Raw genomic sequence first — 22,566 nt, forward strand, 5'->3', positions numbered from 1 at the left:
GCCGTGGGCCAGCCGCCGGGGCGGCGCCCGCTGCCCGCCGCGGTGGCGGTGGGCCAGGCACCGGGGGCGGGCCCGGCAGGAGCCTGGGGGCTCGCGGCCTGCACCTCCTCCACCGGCGGGGCGGAGGCCGCGACGGGAGTCGGGGCGGGAGCGGCGGTGGGGGCCGGGGCGGGCGCGGGCGGGGCGGCGGGCGGCTGGGCAGGCGCGGGCGCGGGCGGCGCGCCCGGCGCGGCCGACCGGTCCGGTGCCTGACCCGGTACGGGACCCTGTCCCGGACCCGGACCCCGTACCGCGGCACGGGCGGCGGCCGCCCCGCCACCGGGCGGGATCGGCGCGCCCCCGGCCACAGGAGCACCGGCGTGCGCCTCGGGCCCCGGCACGTAACCCATCGTCGGCATCACGGGCGCACCGTGCGCCGCCCCCTGCGCACCGCCGCCCGGCGAGAAGTTCACGCCACGCTCGATGCGGTCGAGGCGGGCCATGACGGAGCGTTCGTCGCCGTAGGCGGCGGGCAGCATCACGCGCGCGCAGATCAGCTCGAGCTGGAGACGGGGTGAGGTGGCGCCCCGCATCTCCGTCAGCCCCTCGTTGACGAGGTCGGCGGCGCGGCTCAGCTCCGCGGCGCCGAAGACGCCGGCCTGGGCCTGCATGCGCTCGATCACGTCGGCGGGGGCGTCGATGAGCCCCTTGTCGGCCGCGTCCGGCACGGCGGCGAGGATGACGAGGTCCCGGAGCCGCTCCAGCAGGTCGGCGACGAAGCGGCGGGGGTCGTTGCCCCCCTCGATGATCCGGTCGACCACCTCGAAGGCGGCGGCGCCGTCACCGGTGGCGAAGGCCTCGACGACGGAGTCGAGCAGCGAGCTGTCCGTGTAGCCGAGCAGGGAGGTGGCCATGGCGTACGTCACACCCGCGTCGCTCGCGCCGGCGAGCAACTGGTCCATGACGGACATGGAGTCACGCACGGAACCCGCGCCGGAGCGCACGACGAGCGGCAGCACACCCTCCTCGACGGGGATGGCCTCCTGCCCGCAGACCTCGCCGAGGTAGTCCCGCAGCGTCCCCGGCGGCACGAGCCGGAACGGGTAGTGGTGGGTCCGCGACCGGATGGTCCCGATGACCTTCTCCGGCTCGGTGGTCGCGAAGATGAACTTCAGATGCTCCGGCGGCTCCTCGACGACCTTGAGGAGCGCGTTGAAACCGGCCGGCGTGACCATGTGGGCCTCGTCGATGATGTAGATCTTGTACCGGCTGCGGGCGGGCCCGAAGAACGCCTTCTCTCGCAGGTCACGGGCGTCGTCCACACCACCGTGCGAAGCCGCGTCGATCTCGATGACGTCGATGGACCCCGGGCCGTTCCTGGCGAGGTCCTTGCACGACTCGCACTCCCCGCACGGGGTGGGCGTGGGCCCCTGCTCGCAGTTCAGGCACCGGGCCAGGATCCGCGCGCTGGTGGTCTTCCCGCACCCACGCGGCCCGCTGAACAGGTACGCGTGATTGACCCGGTTGTTCCGCAGCGCCTGCTGCAACGGACCGGTGACATGCTCCTGCCCGATGACCTCGGCGAAGGACTCCGGGCGATAGCGGCGGTACAGCGCGAGAGACGACACGCATACGAGGTTATAGGCGACCGCTGACATCGGGTCCCACGCGCGGACCCGGCCCCCTGCCCCCGCCGCACACGCAAGCGCCCCCCACGCACCCGCCAGAGCCGACCTACCCTTGCTGCCTTCCGGCCCTGGGGGAGTTCAGTCAGATAGCGCCGCGTGAGGGGCTGCGCACAGGCTACAGGATCTGAGCGGGGGGAACGAGTTCGCGAGCACTCCTCAACGTCTTGTATTGTTTGCCGCGGAGGATTCGCCTAGTGGCCTAGGGCGCACGCTTGGAAAGCGTGTTGGGGGCAACCCCTCACGAGTTCGAATCTCGTATCCTCCGCCAGTGCCTCACCGGGCACTAAGTCGAAGGGCCCCACCGTTCGCGGTGGGGCCCTTCGCCGTTGCCCGTCCCGACCGTCCGTTCCGGCCGTCCGTCCTGGCCGTCCGTCTCGGATGCCGTGCCGGTGATGTCGCCCCAGTGATGTCGTCCCGTTCGCGGATCCGGGAACCCCGGTGGGGCCGCCCGCGGTGCTGTGCGTCATGCTCATGATCCTGAGCCCGATCCTCGCGACCAGCGACGTGGAGTGGGTTTCCGAAGGTAACGGTCTGTGGTGGGGTCCCGAGGGCGCTTCAACGGGCTCATCGGCGAAGCACCAGGTCAGAGGCGCGCGGCCGCCCGTATTCCGGCCGAGGTGAAGATCGCTGTCCGGGTCTGTGACGAACAGCGGAGAAAGACGGCCGCTACGACTGGCGCATGCAGGCCCATACTGGAGGCAATGACAAAGCCATCGGCACCGAAGCGCTACTTGCCCACCAGTCCCTTCAAGGCCCCGGCCGCGCCGTCTCCGAAGCACTTCGAGGTGGGCGACCAGGTCACGCACGACATGTACGGCCTCGGCCGCGTGATCGGCATCGAGGACGGAATCGCGGCCCTCGTGGATTTCGGTTCGGCGCAAATGCGGATCCTGAGCCCGTACACCAAGATGAGCAAGCTGTAGGACCGCTGTGCCCGGTCACGGCACGCCAGGTCCGTTCACGGCCCTGTAACGAATGGGAGACCTCTCATCGACCCGACCTCGCTGTTCTCCGCTCCGGAAGGGGCGACTCGCTCTGCCACCGCGGCATCGCCGCCTCCGACGACCAACCCCTTCCAGGCCCCGGACTTCGGGGAGGACGAGATCTTCCTGATCGAGGATGCCCAGGCATCCCTCTCCGGCATGGGTGCGGCTCGACGCCAGGCGAGCTAGCTCCGGCCGGAGAGCGTGGCCTCGCATGCGGCGGCCACGCGCCGTCCCGGTTCCGCGCATGCCGAAGGGCCCCACCGTTCGCTGTGGGGCCCTTCGACATGTGCGGAACCGGCGGGTCAGCGAGCCCCCTCGGCGAGCAGCGTCAGCTCGTCGAGGAACGCCTCCGCCAGCAGGCCGGCGTCCTCGCTGCCCGAGTTGGTGGCCACGCTCAGCGTGTGCCCCTTGGTGCAGCCGCCCAGCGCGAAGGTGGCCGTGTCGGCCGGGGGCACCATGGGGACGATCGTGAGGTGGCGCAGCGGCCGGCCGGCCAGGGTCTGGCCCTGCTCGCGCAGATGGACGTAGGAGCAGGCCGCGGGCGCGTACGCGGGGGCGAAGATCTTTCCGCCGGCCAGCGCCAGGGTCGCCCCGGGAACCGCCGCCAGCGTGCCCTCCACCAGCTTCTCGGCGGTGCGCCGGGGGCGGGTCACGGTGGTCAGCAGGCCGGTGCACGCGGCCAGGCGGGCCGCCGGGTCGGCGAGGGTCACCGGCGCGGGGACCCGGACGTTGGCGAACGCGTTGCCGAGGAACTCACCGCAGTCGTCGGGCCGTTCGTCGACCGGGACCGACAGCCACACCTGCCTCGGCTCCGGATCCCGGTCACCGCCGCCGGAAGCGGAGCCGCGGTCGGAGGCGGAACCGGCGTCCGCAGCCGAAAGGCAGGCGCGCAGGACTCCGGAGACCGTCGCCAGGAACACCTCGTTGGTGGTCGCCGGGCGGGAGGCGCCGGCCGCTCCCACGGAGACGGCCGAGCGCGCGGCCCGCAGGACGTCGGCGCGCAGCCGTACGACGGTGTACGCGGGCTCCCGCGGGCCCCGGTGCGGCAGCGGCACCGCGCGGCCCGTGGTCAGCAGCCCCGGCGGGCCGCCCCCCGTCGGGCCGGGGCCGACGGTCCGTCGCCGGGGGCCGGGCACCGCCAGGGACGCGGCGCCGTCCAGCGGCCCGCCGTCGTCGAAGAGGGCCCGCAGCAGGGTCGTCAGGGAACGGCCGTCGAGCAGGCTGTGGTGCATCCGGAACAGCAGGGAGAACTCCCCCTCCGTCGCCCCGCGCAGCAGGTGCAGGCTCCAGGGCGGCCGGTCGGCCGGGAACGGGGTGTGGAACCACTGCCGGACCGCGTCCCGGAGGGTCAGGTCCGCGCTGTCGATCTGCTGGGCCAGGTCGTGGCCGTCCCGGCGCGCCCAGCGGTGCCGGCCGGTCCACCAGGCCAGGCCCGTCCGGGCGCCGCCGGGAGCGACCAGGGTCTGGGTGAGCCTGGGCAGCGCCTTCCAGCGTTCCTCCACCAACGCCCGCAGCTCGTCCAGCGACGGTGGGGCGCCCGCGAGGTCCAGGGCGATCCCGGCGTTGGGCGGGCCGAACGGCCAGCGGGCCATCCCCTCTTCCATCAAGGGCAGATGCGATCCGGGCATGAGACTGCTCCTGTCGTGGGCCGTCCGTGCCGTGGGCCGGTCCTGTCGTGGGCCGGCTGCTGACGGACGACGTCCTGTACCCCCAACGGCCGATCGGACCGGCGGTCACGTCCGCCGCGTCACCGGCAGCCTCTCCAGGTACCCCTCAGGTGTTCCACAGGTGTCAACGCGCGGCCGTGGAGGCTCCCTGATGGGGTGACACTGCCGCAGGTTTGCGGCCACGAACGGTGTTTGTGCGCCTTTAATCGGGACTCCGCGTCCGCCGTTCGGGCGCCCCGGTCCCGAATCCCCCGCCCCGGCTCCGTGCCGGACAGGAGTTGTGTGTCGTGCCTGGTACTCATCCGAATCCCGCGCACATTCCCGCGCACATCGCCGTGTTCAACGTTCCGATGCACGGGCACGTGAATCCGACCCTGGGGGTCGTCGAGGAGCTCGTCCGGCGGGGGCACCGGGTCAGCTACGCCGTCACCGAGGACTTCATGCACCAGGTGAAGGCGGCCGGCGCGGAGCCCGTGCTCTACCCCGACGCGGGGGACGGTTCGGACGCGCCGGAGGACATGGGCGAGGGCTTCGCGCGGGTCGTCGAGGTGGCGCTGACGGCCCTGCCCGCGCTGACCCGGGCATTCGGCAAGGACCGCCCGGACCTGGTGCTGTGCGACATCTACGCCTTCGCGGGCCTGCTGCTGGCGGCACGGTGGCAGGTGCCGACCGTCGTGGCCTCGCCCACCCATCTCGCCTACGACGGCATCGTCCCGGAGTTCTTCGGCGTGCCCGGACTCCCGCAGCTGCCGGGCTTCGCGCGACTGGCGGGCGCCTTCGCCGACCACGGGATCGAGGCCGCGCGGATCCAGGACCTCGTACGGCCCGAACACGCCGTCGCGTTCTTCCCCCGGACCTTCCAGCGCAGGGCGGACACCGTCGCGGCACAGCGCGTCGCGTACGTCGGGCCGGCGCTCGGGGACCGTTCCTACCAGGGTTCCTGGCAGCCGCCGCGGCCCGATGTGCCCGTCCTGCTGGTCTCGTTGGGCTCCCAGTTCACCCGGCGGCCGGAGTTCTACCGGTCCTGCGTGCAGGCCTTCGCCGAGCTGCCCTGGCATGTGGTCATGTCCGTCGGCGCCGTCCCGCCGGACGGGCTGGGGCCGCTGCCCGCCAACGTCGAGGTCCATCCCCATGTGCCCCAACTGGCCGTGCTCGCCCATGCGGACGCCTTCGTCACCCACGCCGGAATGGGCGGCACGATGGAGGCCCTGCACTACGGCGTGCCGCTGGTGGCGGTCCCGCAGATGGCCGAGCAGCGGGTCAACGCCGCCCGGATCGAACACCTCCGGCTGGGCGTCCACCTGCCGCGCGAGAACGTCACCCCCGAGGCGCTGCGCGAGGCCGTCCTGCGGGTCTCGTCCGACCGGGACATCCGCGCGGGCGTGTCCGCCATGCGCCGGGAGATCGCGGCGGCCGGCGGGGCGGCAGCCGCGGCCGACCTGATCGAGCGGGCCCTGTAGACCCGCAGTCCCCGTAGCCCCGGCACCGGTACCGCGTACCGGCCAGGAGGCCGGGACCCCTGTTCCGATGTTCCGAGGAGTGACACCGTGACCCTGACCCACGCCCTGGCGTCCGACATCCGCCGCACCGGCACCGGCCGCACGCCCCTCGAGGTGCCGGACTGCCGCCCGCACCTCTATCTCCGCCAGGTACGCATGAGCGACCTGGACTCCATGAACCATGTGAACAACGTCCGGCTGCTGGAGATGATCCAGGACGCCCATATCGACATGTTCTATCTGCGCCCCGGACTGCCCGGGCAGGAGATCCGCCCGAGGTTCGTCTACGCACGCCACGAACTCGACTACACGGAACCCCTCGTCCTCCAGCCGGAGCCGGTCACCATCACCACGACCATCGGTGACCTGCGCCGCTCGACCTTCCGCGTCACCAGCCGCGTCACCCGCGACGCCCGGGTGTTCTGCACCTGTGTGAGCACGGCCGTCGCCTACGACCCGGACGCCCGCTGCTCCCGTCGGCTGGAGGAGGAGGAACGTGCCCTCGCGGCCCGGCACGCCACTCCCGACCCGGCGCGCTGACCGGCCGCCCCGCCGGGGGCGGGCCGCTGTCTCAGCGCACGATCTCCACCGGCTTCGACTCGCTCACCTGGTCGGTCTCCGACACCCGTACCGTCACCTTCATCTCCCAGGTGCCGGGCAGCGGCAGGTTGACCGTGTCGGCGGCCCAGTAGCCGCCCCGGTCGGTGACCTTGGCGTCGAGGGGGCCGATGTCCTGGTCGGGCAGGCTGAAGGAGATACGCAGCTCGGGGATGCTGACGAAGCCGCCGTCGGGGCCGTAGACCACGGCCTGGAGGCCGTTGTCGCCGACCCGGCCCGGGTCGAGGGTGACCTGCACCTTGCCGCTGACGCCACGAGCGCCGGGGGAGCCGGAGCCGATGGTGAAGGGGATGTTGGTCACGGAGGCCACGGGCAGCCCGGCGGACTGTTCCGCCGTCGCCGCCTCGGCCGCCGCCCGGCCCGGCAGGGTGCCCGTCAGGACGGTCGTGAAGACGAGGACGACGACGGAGACGACGACCTCGGCCAGCACGGAGCGGCGCAGCGCCCGGCGTTGGGCGTCCTCGGCCGGGGTGAGGGCCGCACCGGCCGGCGGCCGGGGCTTCCCGGGGGACGACGGGCCGCCCGCCGGGGCGTCGACCGTGCCGTCCGCCAGGCCGTCCGCCGCGCTTTCGGCCCGGCCGCCCACCCGCTCCGGTACCCGCGCCTCCCGCGCCTCCTGCTTTTCGGCGATCTCCACGGTCACGTTCCTCGCCGTCCTTTCCCTTGTCACCGTCCGCCGCGACCGGGCCCCCGCCAGCAGCAGGAGCGTCACCGCGACCAGTTTGGCCAGCAGGACCCGCCCGTACGTCGTGTCCGTCAGCGCGGACACGGAGCCGAGGCCGCGCCAGGACTGGTAGACGCCCGTCACCACCAGGACGGTCACCGAGACGCCCGCCAGCTGCGAGAAGCGGCCGACCACGCGCGACGGGACGGACGCGCGGTAGAACAGGGTGAGCAGGGACGCCAGGCCGCCCAGCCACACCGCCATCGCCAGCAGGTGCAGCACGGTGGACGTCATCGCCACCGGGACCTGGATTCCCGCTGACGCGTGTTCGGCGCCGGCCCAGGTCAGGGCCAGGCCCGTGGCCAGCGTGGCGCCGGTCAGCAGCGCCGCGCGGGACGGCCGCCTCCCCTCCCCGAGAGCCTTGCGCTGCCACAGCAGCAGGGCCGCGGCCGCCGCGAGCAGCGCGAGGCGCGCCACCAGGGCCAGGCCAGGCCGGGTGCCCAGCGTGCGGCTCAGGCCGGACGGGTCCAGGGCCTGCGCGGGGCCGGTGCCGGTCTCGTAGGGGCCGCGGAGCAGCAGCAGGAACACCGTCGATCCGGCGAGCGCCCACCAGCCGGCCAGCAGCAGCCTGCGCAGCGGCCGGACGTCCGGCGGCCGGCAGACGGCGATGAAGGCGGCCGTGCCGATGAGGAGTGCCGCGGCGAGGTACGCGAGGTAGCGGCCGATGTTGAAGAGGCCTCCGGTGGCCGGGTTCTCCACGGAGGTGCCGGGCAGGGCCGGCGGGGTCGCGGACGGTGTACCCACCGAGAAGGTGAAGGCGCCGGCGATCGGATGGCTGTCCGCCGACACCACGCGCCAGGACACCGTGAACGTGCCGGTGCCGAGCTTCGCGGGGAGCTTGATCCGCGCGGTGTCGGCGCGGCCGTCCGCGTGGCCCGCCGCGCCCGTGTCGACCCGCCGGTTGTCGGGGTCGAAGACGCGGAAGGAGTCGTCGAGCAGGCCTACGGACTCGGTGAAGGTGAGGGTGATGGCGTCGGGGGCCGTCCTGACGACGCTTCCGTCGGCGGGATCGGCGCCGCGGAGGGCCGCGTGCGCCGAGGCCGGGCCGCCGCCGAGGAGGAGCAGGACCAGCACGGTGCCCAGCAGCACCAGCCCTTGAAGTCCCCTTCGGCCGCCGCCGTGTCCCCCGCCGCCGTACCGCCCACCACCGTGTCGTCCGCCATCTCGCCCTTCGCTCACGTCACCGCTCCGCCTTGCCTGGGACTCGAGACTCGTCTGCTCGGAGATACGTACGCATGCACGGGACATCCGGTTCACCACGTCGGCCGTGCCGACACCCCGCCGTCCACCACCAGGTCGTGTCCGGTGATCCAGGACGCGAGCGGCGAGGCCAGGAAGACACAGGCGTCGCCGACGTCCTCCGGGCGGCCCAGCCGGCCGACAGCGACCGCCTCCCGCCACCGCCGCACGCCCTCGGGCCACGCCTCGGCCAGCCCCTCCCGGTCGATCAGCCCGGGCGAGACCGTGTTCACGCGGATGCCGTACACCCCGTACTCCTGTGCCGCCGCCCGCGCGTGCATCACCACGGCGGCCTTGGACGCGGCGTAGTGGGCGTGCCCGGGAGCCGGCCTCGCCGCCTCCACGGAGGCGATGTGCGTGATGCTGCCCCCGCGCTCCCGCATGACCTGCGCCGCCGCCTGGGTGCAGGCGAACACGCTGGTCAGGTTGGTGTCGACGACCGCACGCCAGTCGGCGGCCGGCATCCCGGGCAGGTCCTGCACCGGCTGTACGCCCGCGTTGTTCACCAACGCGTCGAGCCGCCCGCCGCCCCACTCGGCGGCCCGGGCCACCAGCGTGTGGCACTCGTCCTCGACGGTCAGGTCGGCGCCGGCCAGGACGACGGCCCGCGCGCCGACCTCGTCGGCGATCTTCTCGGCGAGCGCGTGCGCCGCCTCGGTCCCGGTACGGCAGTGCAGCGCCACCGCCGCGCCCTCCTGGGCGAACCGCAGCGCGATGCCGCGCCCGATACCGCCGCCCGCACCCGTGATCAGGGCCACCCGGCCCGCCAGCAACGTCATGGACGGCACAGTTGCGCGATGAGGGCGGCCCGGTCCGGGTGCCGCGCCGTGAGGTCGGCCGCGTCGCCGTGTTCGTAGTCGCCGTAGGTGAAGCCGGGAGCCATCGTGCAGCCGAAGAAGGTCCAGGCGCCCCCGCCGGCCACCCGCGCGCCCATCCAGGTGCGCGCGGGCACGGTGAGCTGCGACCGCTGCCCACCGAGGAGGTCCGGGCCGAGCACCGCCGTACGGGAGGTGCCGTCGGGAGCGAGGAGCAGCAGCGTGAGCGGGTCGCCGAGGTAGAAGTGCCAGACCTCGTCGGTGGGCAGACGGTGCAGGGCCGAGAAGTCGTCGGCGGTGAGCAGCGCGACGATCGCGGAGCCGGCGGGGCGGCCGTCCGGCCCCTGCGGACCCGCCCAGGTACGGCGGAACAGGCCTCCCTCGCGGGGGATCGGCTCCAGTCCGTAGTGCGCGACGAGGTCTTCGGGGGTGAGCGGTGAGGTCACCCGGGGAACGCTACCTCCCGGCGCAGAAACGCCAGCTGCGCCTTCTTCTCCGGTAGGTACACGTCCGGCAGGTCGATCTCCGGCAGCGTGACGACCGGCCCCTCCTCGAAGCCCTGCCTCAGGAAGCGGGCGACCGCCTTCTCGTTGCGCACATCGGGGTCCACCACGACGCGCGAGCGGTCCAGGCCGACCAGCACGTACGAGGCGAACGCGTCCATCAGCGCCGCCGACCAGCCCGGCCGCGCCCCGCGCCCGCCGGCCGGGGCGATGAGCACATGGACGCCGATGTCCCCGGGCTCGACCCGGTAGCACTCGCCGACCCGGTCCTCGGTCGGCTCGTAGGTCTGGAGGAGGGCGACCGGTTCGCCGTCCAGCTCGGTGAGGAAGGCGTGATGGGTGTCGAGGCCGGCCATGTGGGCGTAGATCTCGGCGACCTGGTCCCGCGTCAGACCGTTCATGCCCCAGAACGCGGCCCGCTCCTCGCTCACCCAGCCGTGGACGACGTCCGCGTCGCCCTCGGGGTCGAGCGGACGGATCTTGACGGTGCCGAACCCGTCGGCCGCCTGCGTGTGCACATAACGGTCAGCCATGGTCGCTCTCCTTCTTCAGCTGCGCCCAGTCGGTGACGACGGGGGCCAGTTCGCCCTTGAGCCACAGGGGGAGCTGGTCGTGGTGGTGGGGGTGGTCGGGGAGGCCGGACGCGCCGTACGGGACGACCCACAGGCTGTCCTCGCGGCGGGCCAGGTCCCACACGTACCGGGCTGCCGGACCGCGCGCGGCGAGGTCGGTCCAGCCGGGCACGGCCGAGGTGCACAGCACGCAGTCGTGGTCGCCGGCGAGGGCCGGGGCCTGCCGTCCCGGGTCGGGGAGCGCCTGCCAGGGGGTCAGGCGGTGGGTGTCGCCCCAGCGGGCGGCGGGTAGGCCGGCGGTCTCCTCGAGGGCCTCCCGTACGAGTGCAGCCCGGTCGATGCCGTACAGCTCCTCGGCGCGCAGCAGGTGTTCGAGGGCGAAGCCGATGCGGGGGAGGAGGGCCAGCCAGGGGAGGAAGACCTCCGGATAGGCGGGCGGCGTCGTGAGGACCGCGAAGGCCGGGTGGGCGGCGAGACGGCGGACCAGGGCGCTGCGCAGGGCCGCGAACCGTGCCGCGTCCTGGCTGTCGGCGTCCATCCGGCGGTCCCAGCGCAGCAGGCGGTCGCGGAGCTCGGCGGCCGGCCCTGTCAGGTCGTCGAGGGCGCTCAGCCGGTCCAGCAGGGGCGCGGCGGAGCCCAGATGGGTGTCCGTGTGGATGGCCGGCATGTCGGACGCGGACCACTGCCGACGTTCCCCGAGCAGCGTCCGGATGCGGTCGGCGCGGTGCGGCGGGGCGAACTCGACGCCCAGCCGCGCGGCGGGACCGCGCTGGTTGGCCATCACCGCGACGCCGTCGGCCAGTCCCGCGCGGGGCATCTCGTGCCAGCCGGTCCACTCGTGACCGGGTTCCCAGGCGGGCACCAGCCGGGTGCCGTTCGCCTCGGCGCGCTGCGGCACCCGGCCCGCGACCCGGTGCAGCAGGCCGCCCTCGGTGTCGGCAGCCTGGACGACGTTAACGGGCTCGACCCAGAGATCGAAGGCGCGGTCCACGTCGGCGACCCGGCGGGCCCGGAGCAGCGGGAGGAGTGCCTGGAAGCCCAGGTCGGCGGTGACGCGGGGCGGGTGGCGCAGGGTCAGCGCGAGCGGGGTGCCGTCGTCCAGGCCTTCCGGGCCGCCCGCGATCACCGGGCCCCGCTCGGTCTCCAGCACCTCCACCTCGACGGTCTCCTCGCCCGCCACCCGTACGAGTTCGGTGTGCCGGGCGACCCGCCGCCAGGTGCCGTCCGGGCCGAGCGCCTCGACGCCGGCGCCGGTGCGGCGCAGCCGTTCGCGGTAGAGGTCCTGGTAGTCGGCCATGGCGTTGGTGATGGCCCAGGCGACCGTGCCGGTGTGGCCGAAGTGGGCGATGCCGGGGACACCGGGGACGGCGAGCCCGACGACGTCGAACTCGTCGCAGGCCAGGCGGATCTGCTGGTAGACGCCTGGGTCCTCGATGAAGCGGTGCGGGTCGCCGGCGATGACCGCCTGCCCGGTGACCGTCCGGGTCCCTTCCACCAGCCAGCCGTTGCTGCCGGAGGTGCCGGGCCCGTCGGTGGCGAACAGGGCGACCGCCTCGGGGCCGAGGTGCCGGGCGGCCTCCTCGCGCCACAGCTTGGCGGGGAACCCGGCGAACAGGATGTGCGTGGCCAGCCAGACGGCGAGCGGGGTCCAGGGCTCCCAGCGGCCGGGCGCGAGGCCGACCCGGGTGAACTCGGGGGCCTCGCAGGCGGCCAGCCCCTCGTTGACCCCGTCGACGTACGCCCGGACCCAGTCGGCCGTCTCCGGATCCCGTCTCGCGAGCTCGTCGAAGCAGCGTCTCGCCGTGTCGTCGAGGCGGGCGCGGCGCACGAACCGGTCCCAGGGGAGGGCCTCGGAGCCGAGGAAGGACGCCGAGGTGCCGCGCGCCCTGTGCCGTTCGACCTCCAGTTGCCAGGCGCGGTCGCGGGCGGTGACCGATCCCTGGAGGCGGGCGAGGGCGTGCGCACTGTCGGCGCGCAGATGCGGGACGCCCCAGGCGTCACGGTAGATCTCGGCGGTCACCCTCTGGCCCCATTTCGCTTTAGGTTAGGCTTGCCTAAGTGGATTGTGCCGAAATCGTACGCGAGGGGTGGCGAAGTCATGGCGCAGGGGCGGGGCTGGGAGGGCACGGTCCTCAGACTGATGCGTGCGAAGGACTTCACGCTCACGGTCACGGGCGCGGAGGAGGTCACCGGCGAGTACCGCAGGCTGCGCCTCTCGGACGGCGGGCTGCTCGCCGCCACCGGCGTCCACCCGACGATCTGGATCCGGCTCTGGTTCGAGAACGCGGGCCGGCCGCACCAGCGGGCCTACACCCTGGTCGACCCCGACCCGGCGGCCGGCACCCTCGCCCTGGAGTTCGCGCTGCACGAGGGCGCGGCCAGCGACTGGGCGCGGGCGGCGAAGCCCGGCGACACCATCGAGGCGACGGTCCAGGGCACCGGCTTCGAACCGCCCGCCCCGGCCCCCTCGCACGTCCTCGTGATCGGCGACCCGGCCTCCCTGCCCGCCATCAACTCCCTGCTCGGCGAGGGCGAGGGGGCACTCGGCGCCGCCTCGGCGACCGTCTGGTTCGAGGGCCCGCCCGACGGTACGGACGGCCTCCCCTTCCGGACCGACCCCGCACGCCACGAGATACGGCACGTGCCCCGGGCGGACTCGGGCGCCCACCTCGTCGAGCGGGTGAAGACCGAGCTGCCCGCCCTGCTGACGGCCACCCCCGACCCCTACGTCTGGATCGCCTGCGACACCCGCACCACCAGGACGCTGTCGGCCTACCTGCGCAAGGAGCTGGGCCTCCCCAAGGAGCGGCTGCACGCGCTGGGGTACTGGCGCGCGAGCTGACGGCCCAGGCGGGATCATCGACGCATGGACGTCACCCTTCACCTCTCCCAGGACCCCGAGGCCGACGAGCTCCTCGGGCGGTCCCCGCTCGCCGCGCTCGTCGGGATGCTGCTGGACCAGCAGGTTCCGATGGAGTGGGCGTTCAAGGGGCCCCGGACGATCGCCGACCGCCTCGGCACCGACGACCTGGACGCGCACGACATCGCCGCCCAGGACCCGGAGGCCTTCGCCGCACTGCTCTCCGAGAAGCCGGCCGTGCACCGCTACCCCGGATCCATGGCCAAGCGCGTCCAGCAGCTCTGCCAGTACCTCGTCGAGCACTACGACGGGGACGCCGGTGCCGTCTGGAAGGACGTGAGCAGCGGCAAGGAGTTGCTCGGGCGGCTCCAGGAACTGCCCGGCTTCGGCAGCCAGAAGGCGCAGATCTTCCTCGCGCTGCTGGGCAAGCAGCTGGGTGTGCGGCCCACGGGCTGGCGGGAGGCGGCCGGCGCCTACGGCGAGCCGAAGTCCTTCCGGTCCGTCGCCGACATCACCGGCCCCGCATCACTGACGAAGGTACGGGCCCACAAGCAGGAGATGAAGGCGGCGGCCAAGGCAGAGAAGGCGGAGAAGGCGAACAGGGCGGACAAGTCCGCGAAGAAGTAGCGGAGGGGCCAGGGCCGCCAGGTGCCGCACACCGGGTGAGCCGGTTGTCCGCCGAACGGGCGGATCCGATCCCCGGCGTGCTGAACCCAGGGCGTGTCGCGGGGAGATGACCTCTCATGAGCCCCGCAGCACGCCTCCCCCGCAGCCGCACCTGGCTGCGGACGCTCGTGCTGCTGCTCGCCCTGCTGGTGCCGGGCGCGGCCGCCGAGATCTCGGCGGCACCCGTCGCCGCCGCCGAGCTCGCCGAGTACGACGTCCTCGACACGGCGCTGCGACCGGCCCCCTGCGCGCACCGCCCCGCCGCCCCGCCGCGCCCCGCGGCCCTCCCGGCCCCGGCGCCCGGTGTCCCCGCGGACCCGCCGCGCCCCGCGCCGCACCGGCCGTCGTACGCCCTGCACGTCCTGCGCACCGTGGTCCTGCGCTGCTGACGGACGCCGTTCCCAGGCCCGCCGGCGATCACGCTCACGCAAGGAACATGCGAGGGAAAGAGTCATGCCCACAGACCCGTACGCGATCCTGCGCGCCCTGCTGCGCGCGGAGGCCGCGCGCAGCACACAGAAACCGCAGGTGAAGGAAGCGAAACCGCAGCAGTCCCCGGAGTACCGGGACCGCTGACCGGTCGGCGGAGGCGGTACTACCGCCTCCGCCGGGCCGTGCCGAACAGCGAACGGGTGATCTCGCGGCCGATCTGCGTGCCGACGGACCGGGCCAGCGACTTGAACATGCCGCTGCCGACGACCTGCTCGACGACGGAGCGATCCTCCTCGGACGCCCGGGACCTGGGCCCCTTCGCTTCCCGTACTCCCTCCGCCTCCCCCGCCTCCCGCGCATCCCGCGCACCCCTCGCCTCCCGCGCTTCCTTCGCCTTCTTCGTCTCCCCCGTCTCTCCTGTCCCTCTCGTCTCTCCCGTCCCTCGCGTGGCCTGCGTCCCCCGCGCTGACCCCGGTTGCTCGCCGGGACGGGCCGCCAGCTTCTCGAACGCGGATTCTCTGTCCACAGCCTGTGCATACCGCTCGTACAGCGGGGACTCCCGCACCGCCCGGTCGAGGGCGGGGCCGTCGACCGGCCCCATCAGCGATTCGGGGGCGCGCAACCGGGTCGCGGCCACCGGCGTCGGGGCGCCCCGCTCGCTGAGGACGGTCACGACGGCCTCGCCGGTACCGAGCCCGGTGAGCAGCTCCTCCAGGTCGTAGGAGGAGTTCGGAAATGTCTTCACCGTGGCCTTGAGGGCCTTCTGGTCGTCCGGCGTGAAGGCCCGCAGGGCGTGCTGGACCCGGTTGCCGAGCTGGGCGAGGACGTCACCGGGCACGTCCTTCGGGGTCTGCGTGACGAAGAACACGCCGACCCCTTTCGAGCGAATCAGCCGGACGGTCTGCGTGATGGAGTCGAGGAACGCCTTCGAGGCGTCGTCGAAGAGCAGGTGCGCCTCGTCGAAGAAGAAGACGAGCCTGGGCCGGTCGGCGTCGCCGATCTCGGGCAGGTCGTGGAAGAGATCGGCCAGCAGCCACATCAGGAACGTCGAGAAGAGCTGCGGCTTCTCCTGGACGGCGGGCAGTTCCAGGACCGAGACGACACCGCGGCCGCCGGAGGCCGTGCGCAGGAACTCGGCCGTGTCGAACTCCGGCTCGCCGAAGAAGCTCGCCATGCCCTGGGCCTCGAAGGCGGTCAGCGAGCGCAGGATCACCCCGGCCGTGGCCGTCGACAGCCCGCCGATGCCCTTCAGCTCCGCCCTGCCCTCGTCCGAGGTCAGGAAGGCGACGACCGACCGGAGGTCCTTGAGGTCGAGCAGCTCCAGGCCCTTCTGGTCGGCGTAGTGGAAGATCAGACCGAGGGACTGCTCCTGGGTGTGGTTGAGCTGGAGCACCTTGGCGAGCAGCACCGGGCCGAAGCTGGTGATCGTGGCCCGCAGCGGGATGCCGTGGCCGAGGCCGCCGAGGGCGTAGAACTCGGCCGGAAAGCCGGTCGCCGTCCATTTCTGGCCGACTTCCGCCGCCCGCCCCCGCACCCGGTCGTTCGCCGCTCCCGGCGCCGAGACCCCGGACAGATCGCCTTTGACGTCGGCGAGGAAGACCGGCACGCCCTGCGCGGAGAGCTGTTCGGCGATCAGCTGGAGCGTCTTGGTCTTTCCGGTGCCGGTGGCACCCGCGACCAGTCCGTGCCTGTTCAGCATGGGAAGGGGGATGCGGACGGGGGCCTCGGGGAGACACTTCCCGTCCCACAGCAGCGCGCCCAGGTCGAGGGCGGGCCCGGCGAAGGCGTACCCGGCGGCGATGTCGGCGGCGCTCGTCGGCTCACTCATCGACAGACCCTCGTTCCGTTTTACCCCCGTTCATCACGTCTTTTCCAGCGTCGCACTCCGTCTCCATGGCTGCGCCCGGAACGTCTGGACCGGTAGGCTTTCCGTGTGATCTTCAAGCGCATCGGAAACGGCCGGCCGTACCCCGACCACGGCCGGGAAAGCACCCGGCAGTGGGCGGACGTCGCGCCGCGCCCGGTCCGCCTCGATCAGCTGGTGACCACCAAGCAGCAGCTCGACCTGGAAACCCTGCTCGCGGAGGACTCCACGTTCTACGGCGACCTCTTCGCGCACGTCGTGAAGTGGCAGGGCGACCTGTACCTGGAGGACGGGCTGCACCGCGCGGTGCGGGCGGCGCTCCAGCAGCGACAGGTACTGCACGCGCGCGTGCTCGAGCTGGACTGAACCGCCAGGATCCCTGCCCGGACCCCTGTCAGGAACCCCCGCCCGGCCCTTCGGGTTGACCCTTTCGGGTGCTTTCCCGCGCCTCGAACGGTGTCGGATGATCGTTTATTCGTCACGGCCGCCCGGGCGCACTACGCTGCGCCCATGAGCATGCTGACTCCCCCCGGCATGGGCGGCAAGTACCGGATCACGGGGGACAAATACCCCCGCATGCGCCCCCACCGACGACGCGGCAGGCTGGTCGTGGTGGTCGTCGCCTGCGGCGCCGTGCTCGGCGTGGCCGGCTGGGGCACCCTCCAGCTCATCGACGTCTTCACGGGCGGTGGGGGAACGGCCACGGCCGCCGGAGTCGGCTGCTCGACGAAGGCGACCAAGGCGAGCCCCGCCGCGTCCGCGTCCGCCGCCGCCGTAGCCGGCGCGGCGCCCAAGCCCGCGCAGATCACCGTGAACGTCTTCAACGCCACCACCCGCAGCGGCCTCGCCAAGACCACCGCGGACGAGCTGAAGAAACGCGGCTTCAAGATCGGCGAGGTGGGCAACGCCACCAAGCAGTACGACAAGAAGGTCACCGGCACCGGGATACTGCTCGGCCCCGCGGCCTCGCTGAACACCTCGCTGCCGGTGCTCGCCACCCAGCTCACCACCGCCGAACGCCGCACCGACGCGGCCCGTGCGGGCACGGCGGTCGACCTGATCATCGGCAACCAGTTCAAGGCGCTGACCAGCCCGACGGCCTCGGTCAAGGCGCTGACGGCGCTGGCCGCGCCGCAGCCGACGGCGTCCACGAAGAAGGGCTGCTAGCAGCAGCCCTTCCCGCGCCCGCCACCCGCCGTGCCCGTCCGTCTATCCGTCCGTCCGAGCTTGCCGAATGTCTCGGCCTGCTCGGCCGGTCAGGCGGTCAGGCGGTCGGCCGGTCAGGTGGTCGGGTGACGGTTTATTCGGCCGCACCGTACAGCCGGTCGCCCGCGTCGCCCAGGCCCGGGACGATGTAGCCGAGCTCGTTGAGGTGGTCGTCGACCGCCGCCGTGACGACGGTGACCGGAGTGCCCGCGAGTTCGCGCTCCATGAGCTCGACGCCCTCCGGGGCCGCGAGCAGCACCACGGCCGTCACGTCGTCGGCGCCGCGCCGGATCAGCTCGCGGATCGCGGCGACCAGCGTGCCGCCGGTGGCCAGCATCGGGTCCAGGACGTACACCTGGCGGCCGAGGAGGTTCTCCGGCATGCGCGTGGCGTACGTGGACGCCTCGAGCGTCTCCTCGTTGCGGATCATGCCCAGGAAACCCACCTCGGCGGTCGGCAGCAGCCGCATCATGCCGTCCAGCATGCCGAGACCCGCGCGCAGGATCGGCACGACCAGCGGGCGCGGGTGGGAGAGCTTCACGCCGGTGGTCGGGGAGACCGGCGTCTTGATGTCGACCTGCTCGGTGCGCACGTCACGCGTGGCCTCGTAGGCGAGCAGGGTGACCAGTTCGTCGGCCAGCCGGCGGAAGGTCGCGGAGTCCGTGCGCTGGTCGCGCAGCGTGGTGAGCTTGTGGGCGACCAGAGGGTGGTCGACGACGTGGAGACGCATGTCCACAACAGTAACCGGGCCGAACCCGCCCGGCGTCCCCACGCACAGTGAACCTCTCCGCCTCGACTTGCCCTCGGGTTGGGCCGTTGGCTGGCGTCAAACCGCCCGTCGGAGGGAAAGTGGGGGAAAGGTAAGGAGACAGACCGGGGTACCCGGAGTGGTGTGCTGATGCCTGAGCTGCCCAAGCTGCCCGACAACGACTCGCCGCGGAAGGCGCGGCCGGACGAGACCGACGCCGAGCGCCGACGGCGCCGCGCCCGGTTTCTGCGCGAGCTGGCCGAGGCCCGCGAACTGCGCGACCGGGTCCAGCCGCGCCGCGCCAAGACCGCCCGGCTGCGCCACGCGATGCGCATGCGCACGTTCCGCTGGTAGCCCCGCCCGTACGGGACTTGGCGCATACGGGGAAGATCACCACCGTCACGGGTGTCGCGTGGGGCGGGCGTGCGTGGGCGCGAGGGAAAGCCGCGTACGATCCGCTGGTGGTGGCAACGAGAGCACTGGTGCGTCACTCGACGGACCTCTCGTGTACGTGCACATGGACGTACTCGTGGGCGTGCGATCAAAACCACCGGACACAGGGAGCCGAAGACGTCCCCTGGACGCTCTGTTTCTGCCACGATTCCGAGTGGGTGGGGCTCGGAGCCTGAGCTCTCTCCGCCCGCAACCTCCGCCGGGGGGACCCCCAACCGGCACGCCTAAGACCAGTGGGAGAGTCACGGTGTACTTCGCCGCACTGCTCGCGCGCACCGAAGACGGGTGGGAAGCGAGCGACACAGAGCTCGACGATGTGGAGACCCTGTCGGATCTGGCCGACCTGGCCCGGGAGGCCTCTCCCGACGACGACACGGTTCTCGTGCTGATCGAGCAGGAGGACTCCTGGTTCGGGGTCGTCCGCATCGACGGCGAGGAGGACCCTCGCATCTTCGTCTCCGACGCCGCCGCCGCCGCCCGCAGCTCGTACGGCGAGATCCTGCTCACCGACGAACTGCTCGGAAGGGACCCGGGTGACGACGACGTCCTCGACGCCCTCGACCTCGACGGCACCGAGGACGGTGAGAACGAGGACGACGCCGACGACACCGAGGACGAGGGTGTCGTCGGCGTCGTGAACGGCAGCCCGGCCGAGGCCGTGCCGCACGGCCCGGTCGGCGACGCCGGCATCCTCGACGACCTCGGCGTCGGCGAGAAGGAGCTGAGGTCGCTGTCCTCGGACGCGGTCACCGAGATCGCCGACGCCCTGGGCGCCTCGGAGGTCCTGGAGACCGTCCGCTGACCGCCCCGCGAACGGCGCCGGATCCCGTACGCGACCGCTGGCGGGCCGCGATGCGGCTCGCCCTGGACGAGGCACGGCTGGCCGCCCGGGACGGAGACGTCCCGGTCGGCGCCGTCGTGCTGGCTCCTGACGGTACGACGGTCCTCGCCAGGGGCCACAACGAACGGGAGGCCGGCGGCGATCCGACGGCCCACGCGGAGGTGCTCGCCGTCCGGCGGGCGGCCGCCGCGCTGGGCGAGTGGCGGCTGTCCGGCTGCACGCTCGTCGTGACCCTCGAACCGTGCACGATGTGCGCGGGCGCGCTCGTGCAGTCCCGGGTGGACCGGGTCGTCTACGGCGCCCGTGACGACAAGGCGGGCGCGGCCGGTTCCCTCTGGGACGTCGTCCGCGACCGACGGCTCAACCACCGCCCCGAGGTCGTCGAAGGCGTCCTCGCCGAGGAGTGCGCGGGGCTCCTCACGGAGTTCTTCCGCGACCGCTGATCGCCCCCGAATACCGATTTCAAACCAGGGCCCGCCTTGCTGTAAGGTCTCCCTCGGTAGCGTGTCCGAGCGGCCGAAGGAGCTCGCCTCGAAAGCGAGTGTGGCGCAAGTCACCGAGGGTTCAAATCCCTCCGCTACCGCTGGTACAAGAGGCGCCCGGTTCATCGAACCGGGCGCCTCTTCGGCTTCCGTCCTCAGTTGCCGTCCCAGTTCGGCGGTGTAAGCGGCACTGCATCAGCGCGCACAGGAGTGAACATCGCTTCGTTGGCCGCTCTGACGAGCGCGCTGTACCCGTCCTTCATCTGCCGCCTGGCTTCCGCCGCTTGGGCCTGTGCGGCATCAGCTTCTGAATCGTGGCCGTCCAGGAGAGCTCCCCTCCAGTAACGCAGGTACCGCACGTGGTCCTGGTAGCGCTGCCGGCGTGGGGCTTGCCGGTGCTATTGGGGGTGCCGCCATCGGCGGATGCGCGGCGCGATCAATGCCACAAGTCCTTCGTCCATGAAGGCAGCATGCACCCGAACAACTACGTCTAGTCACTATTTCAAGAAGACCGAGGGGCACCCCTGGCGGGCTCCCCCTCGTCGCCCGATCTCAGTTCGTTGTGGTCGGACCGCTTCTGGACGAAGGGTCCGGCTCCCCGAGTCGGGCCCTTCCTCGTGTCTTCGGGCTTTCGCGCGGCTCGGGGTGCTTGCCCAGGTACACCCAGGCGAGGCCGCCGACGATCGGGGCGCTGAGCAGGAAGAGCAGCCAGAGCGGCTTCGGCACGTACCGGACGCGCTCCCCGGGGGTACGGACACAATCGAGCAACGCCCCCAGGCACAGCAACGTCACGAGGACCATCGGGGCGACGGCCAGCGGTTCCAGCAGTCCCAGCATTTTCCTCCCCTTCCCTTCTTCCACTCCGCCCGGCACGCACCGGCGTTCACCCCCTCATCGGACGAGGACCCACGAACGGTTCACGAACGCGCCGTGGACGTTCAAAAGCAGTATGTAAATCGCACTTACGGTTACACTCGCCGCCGTCAACAAGGCCCGGGTGGGCTCATACAGGGGAGGCCAGGTGGCGGTGAACGCCAAGAAGATCGCCGTCTACGTACTCGTGGTCTTCGTGCTCTACGTGATCATCACGGACCCGGCGAAGGCGGCCGACTACGTCCAGATAGGCTTCCAGGGCATATCGGACGCCGCCAAGGCCGTCGGCGACTTCTTCACGTGGCTGGCCGACGGGGCCGAGTAGCTCGCACTGGGAGTGCCCATGATCCGCCACCTGGTCCTTTTCAAGCTCAACGAGGGCGTCGAGCGCGACGACCCCCGGGTCGTGCGGGGGGAAGCGGCCTTCCGGGCGCTCGGCGGCCGGATCGAGGAGCTGCGCTTCTGGGAGCTGGGCTGGAACATCAGCGACCGGCCCATCGCCTACGACTTCGCGATCAACTCGGCGGTCGAGGACGCGGACGCGCTGAAGCGGTACATCGAGCACCCGGCCCACCAGGAGGGCGTCGCCCTGTGGCGTGAGTTCGCCACCTGGGTGGTCGCCGACTACGAGTTCTGAGCCTCCCTTCCCGGCTTCCGAGCCGCCGTTCTCGGCGTTCCTCAGGCAGTCCTTCCGTCGTTTCGGAGCCCTCCGCGGGAACAGCGGAGGGCTTTCGCACGCCGGGAATCAGGGCGCACGGCTCAACTTCTCCCTCAACACGGCGTTATGGGGTGCTTGCACACAGTGCACATGTCTTGTGATGCTATGACCGCTTTTGACGGATGAGTTGACCGATGTTGACCTGACGAAGAGGTGGCGTTGACCGTGTCGGCCAGTACTGCGCCGCCTCAGGAAGAGGCACCCCCGGCACCCGCCCCCGCGCCTGCCCTGGAAGCCGTCCCACAAGGCGTCCCACAAGGCGTCCCGCAAGCTCCTGCGGCCGTCCTCACGGAAGCCCCTACGGAGCCGGTGCAGCCGCCCGAGCGGCGCCGGGGCGCCGACACCCGGGCACTGACCCAGTTGCTCTTCGGCGAGCTCAAGGAGCTCCAGCCGGGCACGCCGGAGCACAACCGGGTACGCGGGGCGCTCATCGAGGCCAACCTTCCGCTCGTGCGCTACGCGGCCGCCCGTTTCCGCTCCCGCAACGAACCGATGGAGGACGTCGTCCAGGTCGGCACCATCGGCCTGATCAACGCCATCGACCGCTTCGACCCTGAGCGCGGCGTGCAGTTCCCGACCTTCGCCATGCCGACGGTCATCGGCGAGATCAAGCGGTACTTCCGCGACAACGTCCGCACGGTCCACGTACCGCGCCGGCTGCACGAGTTGTGGGTGCAGGTCAACAGCGCCACCGAGGACCTGACGACCGCCTTCGGCCGCACCCCGACGACGGCCGAGATCGCCGAGCGGCTGCGCATCGGCGAGGACGAGGTGCTCTCCTGCATCGAGGCGGGCCGCTCGTACCACGCCACCTCGCTGGAGGCGGCCCAGGAGGGCGACGGCCTACCGGGCCTGCTGGACCGCCTCGGCTACGAGGATCCGGCGCTGGACGGCGTCGAGCACCGCGACCTCGTGCGTCACCTCCTGGTCCAACTCCCCGAGCGCGAGCAGCGCATCCTGCTCCTGCGCTACTACAGCAACCTCACGCAGTCCCAGATCAGTGCGGAACTCGGCGTCTCCCAGATGCACGTGTCCCGGCTACTCGCGCGTAGCTTCCAGCGGCTTCGCTCGGCGAACCGCATCGAGGCGTGACGCGGGGCCCGAAGGACACGTCACTCGATCAGGGCTCGGAA

The 22,566-nt window shown here is 72.2% G+C and carries 25 protein-coding genes, 2 tRNA genes and 1 other RNA gene; 17 read left to right on the top strand and 11 right to left on the bottom strand.

Annotated elements, in window-relative coordinates; all coding sequences use genetic code 11:
* Both ACFVYS_RS41185 and ffs read right to left on the bottom strand, forming a co-directional pair.
* The coding region (locus ACFVYS_RS41185) for a DNA polymerase III subunit gamma and tau (RefSeq protein WP_389510674.1) at positions 1-1,607 on the bottom strand (1,607 nt) is incomplete at its 3' end.
* 70 nt (positions 1,608-1,677) lie between these two features.
* An RNA gene (gene ffs / locus ACFVYS_RS41190) (signal recognition particle sRNA small type) lies at positions 1,678-1,776 on the bottom strand.
* 71 nt (positions 1,777-1,847) lie between these two features.
* Between ffs and ACFVYS_RS41195 the strand changes: the two genes are divergently transcribed.
* Positions 1,848-1,935: transfer RNA gene (locus ACFVYS_RS41195), tRNA-Ser, on the top strand.
* Positions 1,936-2,368: 433 nt separating this feature from the next.
* The gene (locus ACFVYS_RS41200) at positions 2,369-2,590 is read left to right on the top strand and encodes a hypothetical protein (RefSeq protein ID WP_028807083.1); all 222 of its coding nucleotides are present in this window, start codon (positions 2,369-2,371) and stop codon (positions 2,588-2,590) included.
* Between the two features lie 365 nt (positions 2,591-2,955).
* Here ACFVYS_RS41200 and ACFVYS_RS41205 read toward each other — a convergent pair whose 3' ends face one another.
* Positions 2,956-4,281 (bottom strand): wax ester/triacylglycerol synthase domain-containing protein, encoded by a 1,326-nt coding sequence (locus tag ACFVYS_RS41205; RefSeq protein ID WP_389510675.1) that lies wholly within the window; start codon positions 4,279-4,281, stop codon positions 2,956-2,958.
* 326 nt (positions 4,282-4,607) lie between these two features.
* Between ACFVYS_RS41205 and ACFVYS_RS41210 the strand changes: the two genes are divergently transcribed.
* Both ACFVYS_RS41210 and ACFVYS_RS41215 read left to right on the top strand, forming a co-directional pair.
* Positions 4,608-5,780: a macrolide family glycosyltransferase gene (locus ACFVYS_RS41210; protein WP_389510677.1), complete on the top strand. Its 1,173-nt coding sequence runs from the start codon at positions 4,608-4,610 to the stop codon at positions 5,778-5,780.
* Between the two features lie 87 nt (positions 5,781-5,867).
* Positions 5,868-6,359, top strand: a complete 492-nt coding sequence (locus ACFVYS_RS41215; RefSeq protein ID WP_389510679.1) for an acyl-CoA thioesterase — start codon at positions 5,868-5,870, stop codon at positions 6,357-6,359.
* Between the two features lie 31 nt (positions 6,360-6,390).
* Here the strand turns inward: ACFVYS_RS41215 and ACFVYS_RS41220 are convergent, their stop codons facing one another.
* The 5 genes from ACFVYS_RS41220 to ACFVYS_RS41240 form a co-directional block, all read right to left on the bottom strand.
* Positions 6,391-8,250 (bottom strand): copper resistance CopC/CopD family protein, encoded by a 1,860-nt coding sequence (locus ACFVYS_RS41220; protein WP_389510681.1) that lies wholly within the window; start codon positions 8,248-8,250, stop codon positions 6,391-6,393.
* Positions 8,251-8,414: 164 nt separating this feature from the next.
* Positions 8,415-9,179: an SDR family NAD(P)-dependent oxidoreductase gene (locus ACFVYS_RS41225; RefSeq protein ID WP_389510683.1), complete on the bottom strand. Its 765-nt coding sequence runs from the start codon at positions 9,177-9,179 to the stop codon at positions 8,415-8,417.
* On the bottom strand, positions 9,176-9,661 hold the full coding sequence (locus tag ACFVYS_RS41230; protein ID WP_389510685.1) for a cupin domain-containing protein: 486 nt from the start codon (positions 9,659-9,661) through the stop codon (positions 9,176-9,178). Before ACFVYS_RS41230 ends, ACFVYS_RS41225 begins: the two co-directional genes overlap by 4 nt.
* Entirely contained in the window at positions 9,658-10,251 is a 594-nt protein-coding gene (locus ACFVYS_RS41235) for a GNAT family N-acetyltransferase (RefSeq protein WP_389510687.1), read from the bottom strand. Before ACFVYS_RS41235 ends, ACFVYS_RS41230 begins: the two co-directional genes overlap by 4 nt.
* Positions 10,244-12,310: a penicillin acylase family protein gene (locus ACFVYS_RS41240; protein WP_389510689.1), complete on the bottom strand. Its 2,067-nt coding sequence runs from the start codon at positions 12,308-12,310 to the stop codon at positions 10,244-10,246. The genes ACFVYS_RS41235 and ACFVYS_RS41240 overlap by 8 nt, the downstream gene beginning before the upstream one ends.
* A gap of 78 nt (positions 12,311-12,388) precedes the next feature.
* Between ACFVYS_RS41240 and ACFVYS_RS41245 the strand changes: the two genes are divergently transcribed.
* The 4 genes from ACFVYS_RS41245 to ACFVYS_RS41260 all read left to right on the top strand — a co-directional run bounded on the left by ACFVYS_RS41245 (position 12,389) and on the right by ACFVYS_RS41260 (position 14,392).
* A complete protein-coding gene (locus ACFVYS_RS41245) occupies positions 12,389-13,132 on the top strand; it encodes a siderophore-interacting protein (RefSeq protein WP_389510691.1) in 744 nt (247 codons plus the stop codon).
* 24 nt (positions 13,133-13,156) lie between these two features.
* Positions 13,157-13,777, top strand: coding sequence for an HhH-GPD-type base excision DNA repair protein (locus ACFVYS_RS41250; RefSeq protein ID WP_389510693.1), 621 nt, complete (start codon positions 13,157-13,159; stop codon positions 13,775-13,777).
* Positions 13,778-13,893: 116 nt separating this feature from the next.
* Positions 13,894-14,205, top strand: a complete 312-nt coding sequence (locus ACFVYS_RS41255; protein WP_389510694.1) for a hypothetical protein — start codon at positions 13,894-13,896, stop codon at positions 14,203-14,205.
* A gap of 64 nt (positions 14,206-14,269) precedes the next feature.
* Positions 14,270-14,392, top strand: coding sequence for a hypothetical protein (locus ACFVYS_RS41260; RefSeq protein WP_389510696.1), 123 nt, complete (start codon positions 14,270-14,272; stop codon positions 14,390-14,392).
* 19 nt (positions 14,393-14,411) lie between these two features.
* Here ACFVYS_RS41260 and ACFVYS_RS41265 read toward each other — a convergent pair whose 3' ends face one another.
* A complete protein-coding gene (locus tag ACFVYS_RS41265; RefSeq protein WP_389510697.1) occupies positions 14,412-16,076 on the bottom strand; it encodes a helicase HerA-like domain-containing protein in 1,665 nt (554 codons plus the stop codon).
* 105 nt (positions 16,077-16,181) lie between these two features.
* Here ACFVYS_RS41265 and ACFVYS_RS41270 point away from each other — a divergent pair, with 105 nt between their 5' ends.
* Together ACFVYS_RS41270 and ACFVYS_RS41275 are read left to right on the top strand one after the other, a co-directional pair.
* The gene (locus tag ACFVYS_RS41270; protein WP_004943146.1) at positions 16,182-16,478 is read left to right on the top strand and encodes a type II toxin-antitoxin system VapB family antitoxin; all 297 of its coding nucleotides are present in this window, start codon (positions 16,182-16,184) and stop codon (positions 16,476-16,478) included.
* A gap of 168 nt (positions 16,479-16,646) precedes the next feature.
* The gene (locus ACFVYS_RS41275; RefSeq protein ID WP_389510716.1) at positions 16,647-17,279 is read left to right on the top strand and encodes a LytR C-terminal domain-containing protein; all 633 of its coding nucleotides are present in this window, start codon (positions 16,647-16,649) and stop codon (positions 17,277-17,279) included.
* 133 nt (positions 17,280-17,412) lie between these two features.
* Here the strand turns inward: ACFVYS_RS41275 and upp are convergent, their stop codons facing one another.
* A complete protein-coding gene (upp, locus tag ACFVYS_RS41280) occupies positions 17,413-18,048 on the bottom strand; it encodes a uracil phosphoribosyltransferase (RefSeq protein ID WP_389510700.1) in 636 nt (211 codons plus the stop codon).
* Positions 18,049-18,216: 168 nt separating this feature from the next.
* Here upp and ACFVYS_RS41285 point away from each other — a divergent pair, with 168 nt between their 5' ends.
* The 4 genes from ACFVYS_RS41285 (at position 18,217) to ACFVYS_RS41300 (ending at position 19,943) form a co-directional block, all read left to right on the top strand.
* Complete coding sequence (locus ACFVYS_RS41285; protein WP_389510702.1) at positions 18,217-18,420, top strand: hypothetical protein; 204 nt, start codon at positions 18,217-18,219, stop codon at positions 18,418-18,420.
* A gap of 346 nt (positions 18,421-18,766) precedes the next feature.
* Positions 18,767-19,321, top strand: a complete 555-nt coding sequence (locus ACFVYS_RS41290; protein WP_389510704.1) for a hypothetical protein — start codon at positions 18,767-18,769, stop codon at positions 19,319-19,321.
* A 50-nt stretch (positions 19,322-19,371) separates the two neighbouring features.
* Positions 19,372-19,803, top strand: coding sequence for a tRNA adenosine(34) deaminase TadA (gene tadA, locus ACFVYS_RS41295; protein WP_020131307.1), 432 nt, complete (start codon positions 19,372-19,374; stop codon positions 19,801-19,803).
* A 55-nt stretch (positions 19,804-19,858) separates the two neighbouring features.
* Positions 19,859-19,943, top strand: a tRNA-Ser gene (locus tag ACFVYS_RS41300).
* A gap of 451 nt (positions 19,944-20,394) precedes the next feature.
* On the opposite strand, the gene ACFVYS_RS41305 is transcribed toward ACFVYS_RS41300, so the two are convergent.
* Positions 20,395-20,679, bottom strand: a complete 285-nt coding sequence (locus ACFVYS_RS41305; protein WP_389510706.1) for a PLD nuclease N-terminal domain-containing protein — start codon at positions 20,677-20,679, stop codon at positions 20,395-20,397.
* Positions 20,680-20,863: 184 nt separating this feature from the next.
* Here ACFVYS_RS41305 and ACFVYS_RS41310 point away from each other — a divergent pair, with 184 nt between their 5' ends.
* From ACFVYS_RS41310 to ACFVYS_RS41320, 3 genes are all read left to right on the top strand, one after another.
* Positions 20,864-21,040 carry a hypothetical protein gene (locus ACFVYS_RS41310; protein ID WP_020131312.1) on the top strand — a complete coding sequence of 59 codons (177 nt, stop codon included), beginning with the start codon at positions 20,864-20,866 and terminating at the stop codon, positions 21,038-21,040.
* A gap of 18 nt (positions 21,041-21,058) precedes the next feature.
* On the top strand, positions 21,059-21,352 hold the full coding sequence (locus tag ACFVYS_RS41315; protein WP_020131313.1) for a Dabb family protein: 294 nt from the start codon (positions 21,059-21,061) through the stop codon (positions 21,350-21,352).
* A gap of 234 nt (positions 21,353-21,586) precedes the next feature.
* Complete coding sequence (locus tag ACFVYS_RS41320) at positions 21,587-22,525, top strand: RNA polymerase sigma factor SigF (protein ID WP_389510709.1); 939 nt, start codon at positions 21,587-21,589, stop codon at positions 22,523-22,525.
* Positions 22,526-22,566 lie beyond the last annotated feature (41 nt).

The organism is Streptomyces sp. NPDC058295, from assembly GCF_042880655.1.
Classification (GTDB): Bacteria; Actinomycetota; Actinomycetes; order Streptomycetales; family Streptomycetaceae; genus Streptomyces; species Streptomyces coriariae.